Genomic DNA, 14,556 nt, shown 5'->3' with positions numbered 1-14,556 from the left:
CGACGCCCGTGCCGCCGCTCCCGCTCACCCATGACGACCCGGCCGGGTTCGGTCCGTACCGGCTGATCGCCCGCCTCGGCAGCGGCGGTATGGGCACCGTCTATCTGGCCCGTTCGCCGGGCGGCCGGACCCTGGCGATCAAGACGATGCACGCCCGGATCGCCCGGGAGGCCGAGTTCCGCACCCGGTTCCGGCTGGAGGCGGACGCCGCCCGGGTCATCGGCGGGCGCTACGGCGCGCAGGTCGTCGACGCCGATCCGGCCGCCGAAACGCCCTGGCTGGCCACCGAGTACGTCCTGGGGCCGCCGCTCGACGAGGCGGTGGAGCGGGGCGGCCCGCTGCCCGAGAGGGCCGTACGGGCCCTGGGCGCGGCGCTGTGCGGGGCACTCGGCCAGCTGCACCGCTCCGATGTGGTGCACCGCGACCTCAAGCCGTCCAACATCATGGTCACGGCACACGGCCCGAAGGTCATCGACTTCGGTATCGCCCGCGCCATCGGCGACGAGCGGCTGACGCACACCGGCGCCGCGGTCGGCACCCCGGCGTTCATGTCGCCGGAGCAGGCCACCGGGCAGGAGCACACCCCCGCCGGCGATGTCTTCGCGCTCGCCGGGGTGCTGGTGTTCGCCGCCACCGGACGCGGCCCCTTCGGCGGCGGCCAACCCGCTGATCTGCTCTACCGCGTGCGCTACGGCGAACCGGACCTCACCGGGGTCCCGGGCGCCCTGGTGCCGCTGCTCACCCGCTGCCTGTCCAAGGACCCCGCGGAACGGCCCACCACGGCCGAACTCGCCGGCCGACTCCACGACGGCGGCGGGGAGTTCGCCGACCATCTGCCGGACGGGCTGCTGGCGCTGATCGGCGGGCGGGCGAGCGAGGTCTGGCAGGTCCGGCCGGCGCGGCTGCCCGCTCCGGCGGGTGCCGCCACCCTGCCGCCGGCCCCGGCCGACGCCGGCCGGCGCGGCCTTTCCCGCCGCGGTCTGCTGACGGCAGGGGCGGGGACGGCGCTCGGGCTGGCGGGCGCCGGCGCCGGGCTGTGGTCCTGGCTCTCCTCCGGCGGCCCACAGCCCCAGGGGTCTCCGTACGCCAAGCCGTCGCCCGGCCCCACCGTGCCGCCGCTCGCGAAGAAGAAGCTGGACTCGCTCTGGCAGAAGCAGATCGCCGAGCCGGACCTGTCGGTGTCGTCCGGCAATCCCGCATCGCCGGGGGTGTTCGGGGGCCTGGGCACGGTGTTCGCGGCGGTGGGGTTCGCGGGCTTCGATCCGGCGACGGGCGCCGTCAAGTGGGCGACCGACCAGGACAACGGCAGCTGGCAGGCGGCCACGGACGGCAAGCAGGTCTACCGGATGGTCAACGCGCCCGGTTCGAAGGGGGAGTTGGGCAAGCCCGGCGGGTTCCCGCTGCTCATCTCGTCCGTCGACCCGGCCACCGGCGAGGCGGGTGACCCGCTGGTCCGGCTCACCGACTACAACGGCGTGATCTCCCTCAACCAGCTGCTCTGCGCCACCGCCGACGCGTTCTACGGGGTGGCCGGGCAGGGCAAGTACGACGACTACTTCGTGCGCGGCCAGTCCTGGTACGTCTTCGCCGTCGACCGGGCCACCGGGAAGGAGCGGTGGCGCCAGCCGCTGCCGCCGCGGCCGGACAAGGGCAAGTGGGTCGGCTCCCTCCGCCTCTACTACCTCGCCGCCCAGGCCGCCGGCGACCGTCTCGTCCTGCTCTTCGAGACCAACGACGGGAAGATCCGTGCCCAGGCCCGGGACACCCGTACCGGCGCGCTCGCCTGGGACCAGCCGTTCGCCGTCGGCCGGGACCTGGTACGGCCCCAACTGGCCACCGACGCCGGCCACGTCTACCTGGGCAACGGGCCGCTGCGCGCCCTGCGGCTGAGCGACGGCACGCCGGCCTGGGACAGCTCCGCCGCCCGCCCCGGGAAGACCTACGGGCCGCCGACGCTCAAGGGCGGGGTGCTGTACGCGGTGGAGAAGGGGCTCGGCGCCGTCGCGTTCGACGCGGCGAGCGGTGCGCTGCGCTGGACCCAGCAGGGTGGCGACGCCGGGCGGTCCGCCGTCTACGACCCCCCGGTCGTCGGCCCCGGCCACGTCTACGTCCACAGCAAGAGCGAGGGCGTCCTGCGCGCGGTCGGCCTCGCCTCCCACCTGACCGCCCATACGTACAGGACCACCGCGGACCGTTTCGCCGCCCACGAGGGGGCCAAGGTGGTCCTCGCGGTCGGCGGCCACTACCTCGCCGCGTTCCCGCTCCAGTGACCGGCACCTGCCGGCCCTCCGCCAGAAAGCCCCCATGCCCATGAAACCCCTCGGCACCGGCGACCCGCTCCGCCTCGGCCCGTACCGCCTGCTCGGCGTGCTCGGCGAAGGCGGTATGGGCAAGGTCTACGTCGGCCGGGACGCGGCCGGCACCGTCGCCGCGGTCAAGGTGCTGCGGCCCGAACTCGCCCACGAGACCCAGCTCGCGCAGCGGTTCGTCTGCGAGGCGCAGGCGGCGCGGGCGGTCACCGGCAAGGGCGTGGCGAACGTCCTGGGCGCGCAGACCGAGGGCGGGCGGCCGTGGATCGCCACCGAGTTCCTGGCCGGGCCGACGCTCGATCAGGCGGTGGAGGCGTACGGCCCGTTCGGCGAGCCGGCGGTGCGCGCGCTGGCCGCGTCCCTCGCGCTCACCCTGGCGGACATCCACGCCGCGGGTCTGATCCACCGCGACCTCAAGCCGCCGAACATCGTGCTCACCTCGTCCGGTCCGCGCATCATCGACTTCGGCATCGCCCGCCCCGAGCACGGCCTGACCCTCACCACCACCGGCCAGGTCCCGGTCACCCCGGGCTACGGAGCCCCCGAGCAGGTCCTGGGCCGCCGGGTCGCCCCGCCCGCCGACATCTTCTCGCTCGGCGCCGTCCTGGCGTACGCGGCGACCGGCAAGCGGGTCTACGAGGGCAGCCATATCGCCGCCGTCCAGTACGCGGTCGTCCACGAGGAGCCCGATCTCTCCGGCGTCCCGGACGTGCTCCGGGTGCTCATCGCGCCGCTGCTCGCCAAGGAGGCGGCGGCCCGCCCCGCGCCCGCGCAGATCGCCACCGCCTTCGCCCCGCCGCGGGGTGCCGAACGGGCCTGGCGGCGCGGGCCGGTGGCCCAGGAGATCAAGGAGCGGGAGAGCGGCATCCACGAGCTGACCACGCTGACGGCGGGTCCGGACGCCGGGCCGCCGGTGGCCCGGCGCCGGCTGCTGATCGGCGCCGCGGCGGGCGGTGCGGTGCTCGCCGCGGGCGGCGGGGCGGCGGCGCTCTGGTGGCCGCGGCAGCGCCCGCCCGCCAAGAAGACCGACCTGTTCGCCTTTCCGCCGGCGGCCGAGACGCCGGTGGCGCACGTGCTGAACGCGGACGACGGCGACTACGTCAACGGCGGCTCGCCCAAGGCGCTGTGGGGCCCGCTGAACGTCCTCGCCGGCGACACCCCCGCCCCGCTGCCCGTACGGGACGTCATCGTCTTCGGCGCGCTCGGCGGCGGTATCGCGGCCCACAACGTCGTGGACGGGAAGCGCCGTTGGGCCGCGCCCGGCGTCCGTGCGGACCGCCGCTACCTCTCGCTCTCCGACCGCCTGATCGCCGCCGTCGACGACCACGGGACGCTCCGGACGTTCGTCGCGACCACCGGCGAACCCCGCTGGACCGCCCCCGCCGAGGCGGACTCCCTGCTCGCCGCCGACGAGCACGCGGTCTACGTGCTGACCAAGGACCACCGGCTGCGCGCCGTCGGCCGGTCCGACGCGCGGATCCGCTGGACCGCGCCGATCGACCCGCCGTTCCGCGCCAAGCTCCAGCCGCCCGGGGTGATCGCCGACGGCCGGCTGGTCCTGGGCACCCTCGACGGCCATGTGCTCGCCGTGGACACCGCCACCGGCCGACGGGTCTGGGACATCCGCCACCAGTCCGACCGCTACGTCCGCCCGGCGCTCGCCGGCTCCACCGTCTGCTTCGGCGGCACCACGCTGACCGCCCGCCGGATCACCGACGGCAAGGAGCTGTGGCACGTCCAGGAGAAGGACTACCTCAACCGCCCCTCGCGCTACGGCGTGGTCACCGCCTACCCGGACGCCGTCTACGCGGCCTTCGTGAACCTCGAACACGACGACGGGACGGAGTCCACGCTGCCGATGAAGCGGCGGCCCGACAACGGCAAGGAGATCTTCCAGGTGCGCGGCTCCGCCGGCATCACGACGCCGGTCGTCGTCCAGGGCGGCGGCATCTGGACGATCTACACCGTCGGCAGAGGCATGCCGGCCGAGGTGGAGACCGTGGACAAGGACAGCGGCTACCCGGTCTGGAGCTACAAGCTGCCCGACTCACAGGGCCGCCAGTGGCTGTCCGCCGACGGCAACCGCGTCTTCGTGATGAACGACGGCAACCTGTGGGCGCTGCCGGTGTTCTGAGAGGAGGTTCCGGCTGCCGCACGATCGCTGTAAAGCCCCTATAGTGACGCTATGGCATCGACGACGATTCAGGTCCCGCGCGAGACCCGCGACCAGCTTGCCGCACTCGCGAAGGAACGCGGTGTGAGCATCGGCCAGCTGGTCGAAGCACTCGCCGCGGAGCAGCCGACCGCCGCACAGCGGGCCGAGCGGCTGGCCGCCGACCGGGATGTCGCGCGTCGCCTGATCGGCGTGGACATCGGGGACGAGGAGTTCGAGCAGGCACCTGATGTCCTCGGCAACATCTACAAGGTCGCCGCGGCCAAGGCGCGTGCCGCCCGAGGCGACGCCGCGTGATCATCCTCGACACCAGTGCCGTCACGGCCCTCGCCGGCGGCCACAAGACGCTGAACCTGCTGGCGGGCAACATGGCAAGGACTCCCGGCGACCGGCTGGCCATCCCCGCCCTGTGTCTGATGCAGGCCGAAGCCGACGACGAGAACCTCTCCCGCCGCGTGCTCGCCTTCTCCGCCGTCGTCGTCGATTCCCTCGACACCATGGCGGCCGTCAGCGTCGGAACCATGATCCGCGACGGCTACGGCGGCCCGGACACCTGCCATGCACTGTACTGCGCACTGCCGCGCCCCGAGTTCACCGGGATGTCGATCCTTCTGACCGGCAACGAGAGCGCCTACCCGCCCGGTGTGGTCACCGTCGACATCGACTCGCCCGGGATGCTCGGCTTCCACTGAGCAGCGCCGGACAGCCCTGACGGCGGTGCCGCGCTCGGGCCCGGCCCGCCGCGCTCAGGCCCACAGATCCGTGATCGCGATGTCCAGGTCGATCAGCAGCCGGCGGAGCAGCGGCAGGGAGAGGCCGATGACGTTGCCCGGGTCGCCGTCGATGCCGTCGATGAAGGGGGCCGAGCGGCCGTCGAGGGTGAACGCGCCCGCCACGTAGAGGGGTTCGCCGCTGGCGACGTAGGCGGCGATCTCGACGTCGCTGGGCTCGCCGAAGCGGACGGTGGTGGAGGCGGTGTCCGAGACCTGGCGGCCGGACGCGGTGTCGATGACGCAGTGGCCGGTCCGGAGGATGCCGGAACGGCCGCGCATGGACTTCCAGCGGGCGGTGGCGTCCTCGGCGTCCGCGGGCTTGCCGAGCGCCAGGCCGTCCAGTTCCAGGACCGAGTCGCAGCCGACGACGAGCGCGCCCGCGGCCTCCGGCCGGGCGGCGACCGCGGCGGCCTTGGCCTCGGCCAGGACGCGGGCCAGTTCGGCGGGCGTCGGGGCGCTGATCGCGTCCTCGTCGACGCCGCTTATGACGACCTCGGGCGCCAGTCCGGCCTGCCGGAGCAGGCCCAGACGGGCGGGGGACTGGGAGGCGAGGACAAGGCGGCGGGGGCGGGGTGCTTCGGTCATGCCCGCCATCGTACGGAGCGGGCGGCGGGGGCCGGTGCGGCCGGGGGCGTTCCGCGGTCGGTCAGGGGCCGGGAAAACGGCGGCTCGGTGCTCTTCCGCCCCGTGCCGCCGTTTTGGATCTTTCCGGCCCTTTCCGGCCCCTTTCCCCTCCCGCGCCGCCACTTATCGGGTGCGGAGGCTTACTCCGCAGCCGATTCCCGGCGGACGGTCACTTCTTCAGCACGGCCTCCATCACCGACTTCGCGATCGGGCCGCCCAGCTTTCCGCCGGCGATCTCCGAGCGCGGGATGTCCATGTTCTTCGGGTCGACGAAGACGGCGACCGCCACCGGGGAGCTTCCGTCGGCCTGCTTGGCGTACGAGACGAACCAGGCGTACGGGCGCTCGTCGTCGACGTTCACGCCGTGCTGCGCGGTGCCGGTCTTGCCGCCGACCGTCACGCCGTCGATCTTCGCCTTCGAGGCGGTGCCGTCCGAGACGGTGTACTCCATCATTTCCTGCACCTTCTTCGCGGTGCTCTCGGAAACCGCCTGGGGGGACTTCGGATTCAGCGGCGCCGGGTCGAACTTCTCGATCGTCGACAGATCCGGGCCGCGCAGCTCCTCGACCATGAACGGCTTCATCACCTTGCCGTTGTTGGCGATTCCGGCGGCGACCATCGCCATCTGGAGCGGGGTGCTGGTGAGGTCGCCCTGGCCCATACCGGTCAGCGCGGTCTTCGGCTGGTCGAGCTTGCTCGGGTAACCGCTGACCGCCGAACGCACCGGGGTGAACTGCTCGGCGTTGAAGCCGAACTTCTCCGCCGTCTCGCGCATTTTGTCGGTACCGAGCTTGTGCGCGGCGTCCAGGAAGACGTTGTTGCAGGACCACTGCATACCGGTCTTCAGCGACGCCTTGTCGCACGGCGCACCGGCGATGTCGTTGCCGACCTGGGTGCGGGTCTGCGGGAGGGTGTACGGGGCGGGGGCGCCGGAGGAGGCGTTGATGTCGGTGACGGTGCCGTGCTCCAGGGCCGCGGCGGCGGTGAGGATCTTGAAGGTCGAGCCGGGCGGGTAGATCTCGCGCAGCGCGCGGTTGTTCATCGGCTTGGCCGGGTCCCGGTCCAGCGCCACGTACTTCTTGCCCTCCGCGAGGGACACCCCGGCGAAGTCGGACGGGTCGTACGACGGCGTGCTGGCCATCGCCAGGATCTTGCCGGTCCGCGGGTCGAGCGCGACCACCGCGCCGGTGGCCTTCAGATCGGTCAGCCCCTTGTACGCCGCCTGCTGCGCCTTCGCGTTGATGGTGGTGATCACATCCCCGCCGCGCGGCTTCTCGCCGGTGAGCAGGCCGCGTGCCCGGTTGAAGAAGAGCCGGTCGTCCTTGCCGTTGAGCACGTTCTTGTAGACGCCCTCCAGCATGCTCTCGCCCTGCGCCTGCGAGGCGTACCCGGTGACCGGGGCGTACATCGGGCCGTCGGTGAACGTCCGCTTGAACTTGAAGTCGCCGCTGGACTCCACGGATCCGGTGATCGGCTTGCCGTCGACGACGATGTTGCCGCGCGGATAGGAGAACGCCTCGATCTTGACCCGCCGGTTGTTGTCGTTGTTCGCCAGCTCGTCGGCCTGGACGAACTGGACCCAGGTCACCCGGACCAGCAGGGCGAGCACCAGCACCCCGGAGAAGACGGCTATATGTCGCAGCGGCCTGTTCATCGATCTCCCCACTCGCGGCGGCCGGCCGGTCGCCGCACGGCCGCATGCCCGAATTGCGCTATCGAGAGAGAAAGATGCGAATTCGGCGGCTGCGGTTGCAGAAGGGAGTTATGGGGCGCTGCGGATTCCGGGACGGTGGGGCACGCGGTGGTCACCTCACCAGGATCACCAGCGTCCCCACCATGATCGCCGTGGCCAGCACGAAACCCAGCCGGCGGAGCTTCTCCTGCGCTTCGCGCAGCTCCTCGGAGGGTTCGTCGGGCGGATCGGACCACAGCATGACTTCGATCTTCGTGCCCGACACGGCGGCGGCGCCTGAGTACGCGTACTCAGGCGCCGCACCGCGAAGGACTAGTCAGTGCACGATGCACCGATCCGATCCCGCCATGTCACCGTGGCCAGAAACTGGTCCGCCAGGCCCGCGGCCCCGGATGCGGCATCCGGGAGCGCGCCGGGACCGTCGCCGCCGGATCCGCCCACTCCGAACGCCGCACCGGCCCGTCCGGCGCGACTGCCGCGGCGGCAGCCGCGCGAGCCTGCACCACCGCCAGTGCGGCGGCCAGCTCCTCGGGTGTGGGATTGCCCCGTACGACCTTGATCATCGTCAACCGACCTCCTACGGCGGACTACAGCCGGACTACAGCGGGATGTTGCCGTGCTTCTTCGGCGGCAGCGCCTCGCGCTTGTTGCGCAGGGTGCGCAGCCCGCGGACGATGTGCCGGCGCGTCTCGGACGGCATGATCACCGCGTCGACATAGCCCCGCTCGGCCGCGACGTAGGGATTCAGCAGGGTGTCCTCGTACTCCTGGATCAGCTCCTGGCGGCGGGTCTCCTGCTGCTCCGGGTCCTCGATCGCGGCGAGCGTGCGGCGGTGCAGGATGTTGACCGCGCCCTGGGCGCCCATGACCGCGATCTGCGCGGTCGGCCAGGCCAGGTTCAGGTCCGCGCCCAGGTGCTTGGACCCCATGACGTCGTACGCGCCGCCGAACGCCTTGCGGGTGATGACCGTGATCAGCGGGACCGTCGCCTCCGCGTACGCGTAGATCAGCTTGGCGCCGCGCCGGATGATGCCGTCGTACTCCTGGTCCGTGCCCGGCAGGAAGCCCGGCACGTCGACGAACGTCAGCACCGGGACGTTGAACGCGTCGCAGGTGCGCACGAACCGCGCGGCCTTCTCGCTCGCGTTGATGTCCAGGCAGCCGGCGAACTGCATCGGCTGGTTGGCCACGATGCCCACCGGGTGGCCCTCGATGCGCCCGAACCCGGTGAGGATGTTCGGCGCGAACAGCGCCTGGGTCTCCAGGAATTCGTTGTCGTCCAGGACGTGCTCGATCGCGGTGTGCATGTCGTACGGCTGGTTGGCCGAGTCCGGGATCAGCACGTCCAGCTCGCGGTCCGCCTCCGAGACCGCCAGGTCCGCCTCCTCCGGGAACGCCGGCGGCTCGGACAGGTTGTTGGACGGCAGGTACGACAGCAGCCCCTTGACGTACTCGATGGCGTCCTTCTCGTCGCCCGCCATGTGGTGCGCCACGCCCGACGTGGTGTTGTGCGTCCGGGCGCCGCCCAGCTCCTCGAAGCCGACGTCCTCGCCCGTCACGGTCTTGATGACGTCCGGGCCCGTGATGAACATGTGCGACGTCTGGTCGACCATCACCGTGAAGTCCGTGATGGCCGGCGAGTACACCGCACCACCCGCGCACGGGCCCACGATCAGCGAGATCTGCGGCACCACACCCGACGCGTGCACATTGCGCCGGAAGATCTCCGCGAACAGGCCGAGGGCGACCACGCCCTCCTGGATACGGGCCCCGCCGCCGTCGTTGATCCCGACGACCGGGCAGCCGTTCTTCAGCGCGAAGTCCATCACCTTGACGATCTTCTCGCCGTAGACCTCGCCCAGCGAACCGCCGAAGATGGTGAAGTCCTGCGAGTACACGCACACCGGCCGGCCGTCGACGGTCCCGTAGCCGGTGACGACGCCGTCGCCGTACGGGCGGTTCCTGTCGATCCCGAAATTCGTCGACCGGTGCCGGGCGAACTCGTCGAGCTCGACGAACGAGCCCTCGTCCAGGAGCAGATCGATGCGCTCACGCGCCGTCAACTTCCCCTTGGCGTGCTGCTTCTCCACCGCGCGGGCGGAACCGGCGTTCGTGGCTTCGTCGACCCGTCGTTGCAGATCCGCCAGTTTGCCCGCGGTGGTGTGGATGTTTGCTTCCGGCTCGGACATCGGGATGCGGCTCCTGCTCGTCCTGGACTGGCACTCGTACGGAGGGAGGTACGGGTGTGGCTACCGACTCGTAGCGTATCGGCGGGACTGCTCTCCGGCACTGCGTCGTTGACCACACCTAGGCTGGCCCCATGACGCCTCAACCACCGGAAAACCGGGACAAAGACGCCAGCCGCTGGAGCGATCTGGACCGCCCTCCGCTCAACGCCACCGCGCTGCGCCGGGCCCTTCTGCGCCCCGGCTCGCTCTGGTCCTCCCTGGACGTCGTCCCCGTCACCGGGTCGACCAACACCGACCTCGCGGCGCGGGCCGGCACCCTCGCCGAGGGTGCCGTCCTCATCGCCGAGGAGCAGTCCGCCGGCCGCGGCCGGCTCGACCGCCGCTGGTCGGCGCCGCCCCGCTCCGGCCTCTTCCTCTCCGTCTACCTCACGCCCCGCGTCCCGCACGACCGCTGGGGCTGGCTGCCGCTGCTGACCGGCGTGGCCACCGCCTCGGCCATCGCCCGCTCCGCCGGTATCGACACCGCTCTCAAGTGGCCCAACGACCTGCTGGTGACGGTGGACGGGGCGGAGCGCAAGGCCGGCGGCATCCTCGCCGAACGCGCCGCCGACGGCGTGGTCGTCGGCATCGGCCTCAACGTCTCGCTCACCGCCGAGGAACTCCCCGTCCCCACCGCCGGCTCGCTCGCCCTGGCCGGCGCCCGCAACACGGACCGGGACCCCCTGCTGCGGGCCGTGCTGCGCTCGCTGGAGCAGTGGTACGGCGCCTGGCAGGAGGCGAACGGCGACCCCGCGGCCAGCCGCCTCCAGGAGGCGTACACCGCCGGATGCGCCACCCTCGGCCGCTCGGTGCGCGCGGAGCTCCCCGGCGACGAGTCCCTCCAGGGCGAAGCCGTGGCCCTCGACGCGGACGGCCGCCTGGTCCTGGCCACCGCGGACGGCGTCCAACGGCCGGTGGCCGCAGGCGACATCATCCACCTGCGCCCGACCGGCGGGGAGGGCGGCTCGGCGCCCTGACGGCCGCGGGGGGCGGGGCGGCGCCCGTCCGGTTCCGCCGACGCCGGCCGGCGCCGCGCGGTTCCCGTCCGGCGCCCGGCCAACACGTACGCGTCAGGGGAGCGCAGCGACCACGTGAGGCAGAGCACACCTGCCGTATCGTTGAGGCGGTCCGTCAGGGAACGGATCATGGGCGAGCAGTGATCGGAAGGGCAGTGCGCAGGGATCGGACAGGGAGCGGCCGGTGACCGGCGACGACTCGGGGGCCACCTCGCGCGGCGCGGACACCGGGGGCGATGCGGTGGCCGTGCCCACCGGCGACCCCGCAAGTGACCCCGCAGGGACCGGAGCGGACCCGGCGGGTTCCGACGACATCGGCGACATCGGCGACAACGGCGCCAGCGATGACAGCGGTGACAGTGCTGACAGCAGCGACGACGCCGAGCATGCCGAGAACGCCGACAGCGCCGACAGCGGCGAGGACGGCGACAACGACAGCAACGACAGCAACGACAACAACATCGCCGTCAAGCTCGAACAACTCATCCTCGGTGCCGACCGCCGCTACACGCCGTTCCAGGCGGCCCGCAGCGCCGGCGTCTCCATGGACCTCGCGGCCCGTTTTTGGCGGGCGATGGGCTTCGCCGACATCGGCCAGGTCAAGGCGCTCACCGAGGCCGACGTGCTGGCCCTGCGCCGGCTCGCCGGTCTCGTCGAGGCGGGCCTGCTGAGCGAGGCGATGGCCGTCCAGGTCGCCCGGTCCACCGGCCAGACCACCGCCCGGCTCGCCGACTGGCAGATCGACTCCTTCCTGGAGGGGCTCACCGAGCCGCAGGACTCCGGGCTGACGCGTACCGAGATCACCTACCCGCTGGTCGAACTGCTGCTCCCGGAGCTGGAGGAGTTCCTCGTCTACGTCTGGCGGCGGCAGCTCGCGGCGGCCACCGGCCGGGTCGTCCAGGCCCAGGACGACGCGGAGATGGTGGACCGGCGGCTCGCCGTCGGCTTCGCCGACCTGGTCGGCTTCACCCGGCTGACCCGGCGGCTGGAGGAGGAGGAACTGGGCGAGCTGGTCGAGGCGTTCGAGACCACCGCCGCCGACCTGGTCGCCGCGCACGGCGGGCGGCTCATCAAGACGCTCGGCGACGAGGTGCTGTTCTCGGCCGACGACGCGGGCGTCGCGGCGGAGATCGGGCTGCGGCTGATCGAGACCATGACCCACGACGAGACGATGCCCGAGCTGCGCGTCGGCATCGCGTTCGGCACGGTCACGACCCGGATGGGCGATGTCTTCGGCACCACCGTCAATCTGGCCAGCCGGCTCACTTCCATAGCGCCGAAGGACACCGTCCTCGTCGACGAGGCGTTCGCGGAGGAGCTGGGGCGCACGGGCGAGGCGCCGGTCTCCGAGGCGGACGCCGCGGCGGCGGAGAAGGCGGCCCAGGAGGGCACCGGCAGTCCGCCGCCCCCGTACCGCTTCGCGTTGCAGCCGATGTGGCAGCGGCCGGTACGCGGCCTGGGCGTCGTGGAGCCGTGGCTGCTGACCCGGCGGGGCTGATGCCGCGCCGTCCGTCCGCCGGCCGGTGGCCCCTGCCGTAACGGGTGCCGGGATGGCATGATCGCCGTCGGATCGTGTCAACGATCGTTAACCGGATGCGGTCGTGCCATCGGATGCGGGAGGGCTGTATGCAGCGGTACGGGGCGGATGAATGGGTCGGCGTCGAGCGCCACGGCTTCGTGGCGGAGCTGGTGATGGACCGGCCGAAGGCGATGAACGCGGTGTCCACGGCCATGGCGGACGCACTGTCCGAGGCGTGTGCCGCGCTGGCCGCCGACCCGTCGGTACGGGCGGTGGTGCTCAGCTCCACCCATGAGCGGGCGTTCTGCGTGGGCGCCGACCTCAAGGAGCGCAACTCCTTCTCGGACGCGGACCTGATGCGCCAGCGCCCGCGCACCCGCGCCGCCTACACGGGCGTACTGGAACTGCCGATGCCCACCATCGCCGCCGTCCACGGCTTCGCGCTCGGCGGCGGCTACGAGCTCGCGCTGGCCTGCGACCTGATCGTCGCGGACGGCACGGCGGTGGTCGGGCTGCCGGAGGTGTCGGTGGGCGTCATCCCGGGCGGCGGGGGAACGCAGCTGCTGCCGCGCCGGGTGGGTGCGGCCCGCGCCGCCGAGCTGGTGTTCACCGCCCGGCGGGTGCCGGCGGCCGAGGCGGCCGGGCTGGGGATGGTCGACCAGCTCGTGGCGGACGGCGAGGACCGGGCCGAGGCGCTGGCGCTGGCGGGCCGGATCGCCCGCAACTCGCCGGTGGGGCTGCGCGCGGCGAAGCGCGCCCTGCGGCTCGGGCACGGGCTGGATCTGCGGACCGGGCTGGATCTGGAGGACGGCGCCTGGCGGAGCGTGGCGTTCTCCGGGGACCGGGCGGAGGGCGTCGCGGCCTTCAACGAGAAGCGGGAGCCGGACTGGCCCGGGGCGTGAGGCACGGGGGCGGCGCCCGGGTGCCGGACGGGGCGCCGCCGGGAGCTGGTCGGTCCGGCGGTCGCCCCGGAGAGTGTCGGATCTCCGCCGGAAGGGGCGAATCGGGTCAATCATTCCTACGCTGTAGTACAGAGCGTGCTCACGGTGACGGAATGTGAGGATCCGGTGACGGGCGAGGGCGATACGAGGCTGCGGGCCGTGGTGGAGCTGGCCCAGGCGATGGCCGCCACGCACACGCTGCGCGACTCGGCGCGGGCGGCGGCGCAGGGGGTGCGGCAGGCCCTGGGGGGCTCCTTCGCGGCGATCTCGAAATGGGAGCGCGAGCTGGGGCAGCTCCGGGTGCTGGTGAATGCCGGCGAACTCGCCCCGGGGGAGCGGGAGTTCCCGGACGGCGAGACGTATCCGGTGCACGAGTTCCCGGAGATCGTCGGCTTCCTGCACGAGCAGTGGGCGGGCGGCGGCGAGCCCAACGCCTGGGTGGAGGTGGCCGAGGGCGTACCGCCCGCGGAGGGCCGCTACAACCACCAGAGGGTGGCCGCGCTGCGCCGCCGCGGCCGGGGCTGCTGCGTGGTGGCGCCGATCGTGCTGCACGGCCGGGCGTGGGGCGAGCTGTATGTGGCGCGGCGGGCCGGGGAGCCGGTGTTCCGGCGGGCGGACGCCGATTTCGCGACCGTGCTCGCCGCGGTCACGGCCGCCGGCATCGCGCAGACCGAACGCCTCGCGGAGGCCCGCCGGCTGGCCTTCACCGACGCGCTGACCGGCCTCGCCAACCGCCGGGCCGTCGACATGCGGCTGGACGAGGCGCTGGAGCTGCACCGCGCGGAAGGGGTGGTGGTCAGCCTGGTGGTGTGCGATCTGAACGGGCTGAAGCGGGTGAACGACTCGCGCGGCCACGCGGTCGGGGACCGGCTGCTGGAGCGCTTCGGGTCGGTGCTGTCGCTGTGCGGGGCGATGCTGCCGGGCACCCTCGCGGCGCGGCTCGGCGGGGACGAGTTCTGCCTGCTGGCGGTCGGGCCGCCGTCGGACGAGGTGGTCAAGGTGGCCGGCGAACTGTGCTACCGAGCCGGGGAGTTGGACCTCGGCGAGGGGGTCGCGGTGGGGGTCGCCTCGACCGGCGACCCGATCGGCGCGGTGCGCAGCGCACGGCGGCTCTTCCGGCTCGCGGACGCCGCACAGTACCGGGCCAAGGCGGCGAAGTCGGGTGAGCCGGTGGTGGCCGGGCGGCACGGCGGGGCCGACGACCCGGTCGTACGGCTGGCGGACTCGCCGGAGCCGCCGCCGGGGCCGGAGCGTCGGCGGTTCAGGAGGTGAGGTGCGGGC

General features: G+C 72.8%; 13 protein-coding genes. 8 read left to right on the top strand and 5 right to left on the bottom strand.

The genetic code is table 11. The features are described from left to right. The 4 genes from IEZ17_RS24340 to IEZ17_RS24325 all read left to right on the top strand — a co-directional run. Window positions 1–2,270, top strand: a 2,270-nt coding sequence (locus IEZ17_RS24340; RefSeq protein ID WP_308427693.1) for a protein kinase domain-containing protein, incomplete at its 5' end; no start/stop codon positions are given. Between the two features lie 40 nt (window positions 2,271–2,310). Next, on the top strand, window positions 2,311–4,443 hold the full coding sequence (locus IEZ17_RS24335) for a protein kinase domain-containing protein (protein WP_189303516.1): 2,133 nt from the start codon (window positions 2,311–2,313) through the stop codon (window positions 4,441–4,443). A 51-nt stretch (window positions 4,444–4,494) separates the two neighbouring features. Then, window positions 4,495–4,779, top strand: a complete 285-nt coding sequence (locus IEZ17_RS24330) for a ribbon-helix-helix protein, CopG family (RefSeq protein ID WP_189303489.1) — start codon at window positions 4,495–4,497, stop codon at window positions 4,777–4,779. Further along, window positions 4,776–5,174: a PIN domain-containing protein gene (locus IEZ17_RS24325; RefSeq protein WP_189303487.1), complete on the top strand. Its 399-nt coding sequence runs from the start codon at window positions 4,776–4,778 to the stop codon at window positions 5,172–5,174. Before IEZ17_RS24330 ends, IEZ17_RS24325 begins: the two co-directional genes overlap by 4 nt. A 54-nt stretch (window positions 5,175–5,228) precedes the next feature. Here the strand turns inward: IEZ17_RS24325 and IEZ17_RS24320 are convergent, their stop codons facing one another. From IEZ17_RS24320 to IEZ17_RS24300, 5 genes are all read right to left on the bottom strand, one after another. Beyond that, the gene (locus IEZ17_RS24320) at window positions 5,229–5,840 is read right to left on the bottom strand and encodes a nucleoside triphosphate pyrophosphatase (RefSeq protein WP_189303485.1); all 612 of its coding nucleotides are present in this window, start codon (window positions 5,838–5,840) and stop codon (window positions 5,229–5,231) included. 208 nt (window positions 5,841–6,048) lie between these two features. Continuing rightward, on the bottom strand, window positions 6,049–7,533 hold the full coding sequence (locus IEZ17_RS24315; protein WP_189303483.1) for a peptidoglycan D,D-transpeptidase FtsI family protein: 1,485 nt from the start codon (window positions 7,531–7,533) through the stop codon (window positions 6,049–6,051). 151 nt (window positions 7,534–7,684) lie between these two features. Beyond that, on the bottom strand, window positions 7,685–7,813 hold the full coding sequence (mmpB, locus tag IEZ17_RS24310) for a morphogenic membrane protein MmpB (protein WP_373299913.1): 129 nt from the start codon (window positions 7,811–7,813) through the stop codon (window positions 7,685–7,687). A gap of 109 nt (window positions 7,814–7,922) precedes the next feature. After that, window positions 7,923–8,135, bottom strand: a complete 213-nt coding sequence (locus tag IEZ17_RS24305) for an acyl-CoA carboxylase epsilon subunit (RefSeq protein WP_189303514.1) — start codon at window positions 8,133–8,135, stop codon at window positions 7,923–7,925. Between the two features lie 35 nt (window positions 8,136–8,170). Next, complete coding sequence (locus tag IEZ17_RS24300) at window positions 8,171–9,760, bottom strand: acyl-CoA carboxylase subunit beta (RefSeq protein WP_189303482.1); 1,590 nt, start codon at window positions 9,758–9,760, stop codon at window positions 8,171–8,173. A 131-nt stretch (window positions 9,761–9,891) separates the two neighbouring features. On the opposite strand from IEZ17_RS24300, the gene IEZ17_RS24295 reads away from it, so the two are divergent. From IEZ17_RS24295 to IEZ17_RS24280, 4 genes are all read left to right on the top strand, one after another. Further along, entirely contained in the window at window positions 9,892–10,776 is an 885-nt protein-coding gene (locus tag IEZ17_RS24295; protein WP_189303480.1) for a biotin--[acetyl-CoA-carboxylase] ligase, read from the top strand. Between the two features lie 223 nt (window positions 10,777–10,999). Beyond that, complete coding sequence (locus IEZ17_RS24290; protein WP_189303478.1) at window positions 11,000–12,313, top strand: adenylate/guanylate cyclase domain-containing protein; 1,314 nt, start codon at window positions 11,000–11,002, stop codon at window positions 12,311–12,313. 128 nt (window positions 12,314–12,441) lie between these two features. Beyond that, window positions 12,442–13,236: an enoyl-CoA hydratase/isomerase family protein gene (locus IEZ17_RS24285; protein ID WP_229852591.1), complete on the top strand. Its 795-nt coding sequence runs from the start codon at window positions 12,442–12,444 to the stop codon at window positions 13,234–13,236. 219 nt (window positions 13,237–13,455) lie between these two features. Then, window positions 13,456–14,547, top strand: coding sequence for a GGDEF domain-containing protein (locus IEZ17_RS24280; protein WP_189303510.1), 1,092 nt, complete (start codon window positions 13,456–13,458; stop codon window positions 14,545–14,547). The last annotated feature ends 9 nt before the right edge of the window (window positions 14,548–14,556 follow it).

It is taken from the genome of Streptomyces albospinus (assembly GCF_014648695.1).
GTDB lineage: Bacteria > Actinomycetota > Actinomycetes > Streptomycetales > Streptomycetaceae > Streptomyces > Streptomyces albospinus.
The sequence above is the reverse complement of the archived record's forward strand: the minus strand, read 5'-3'. Positions and strand labels throughout refer to the sequence as shown.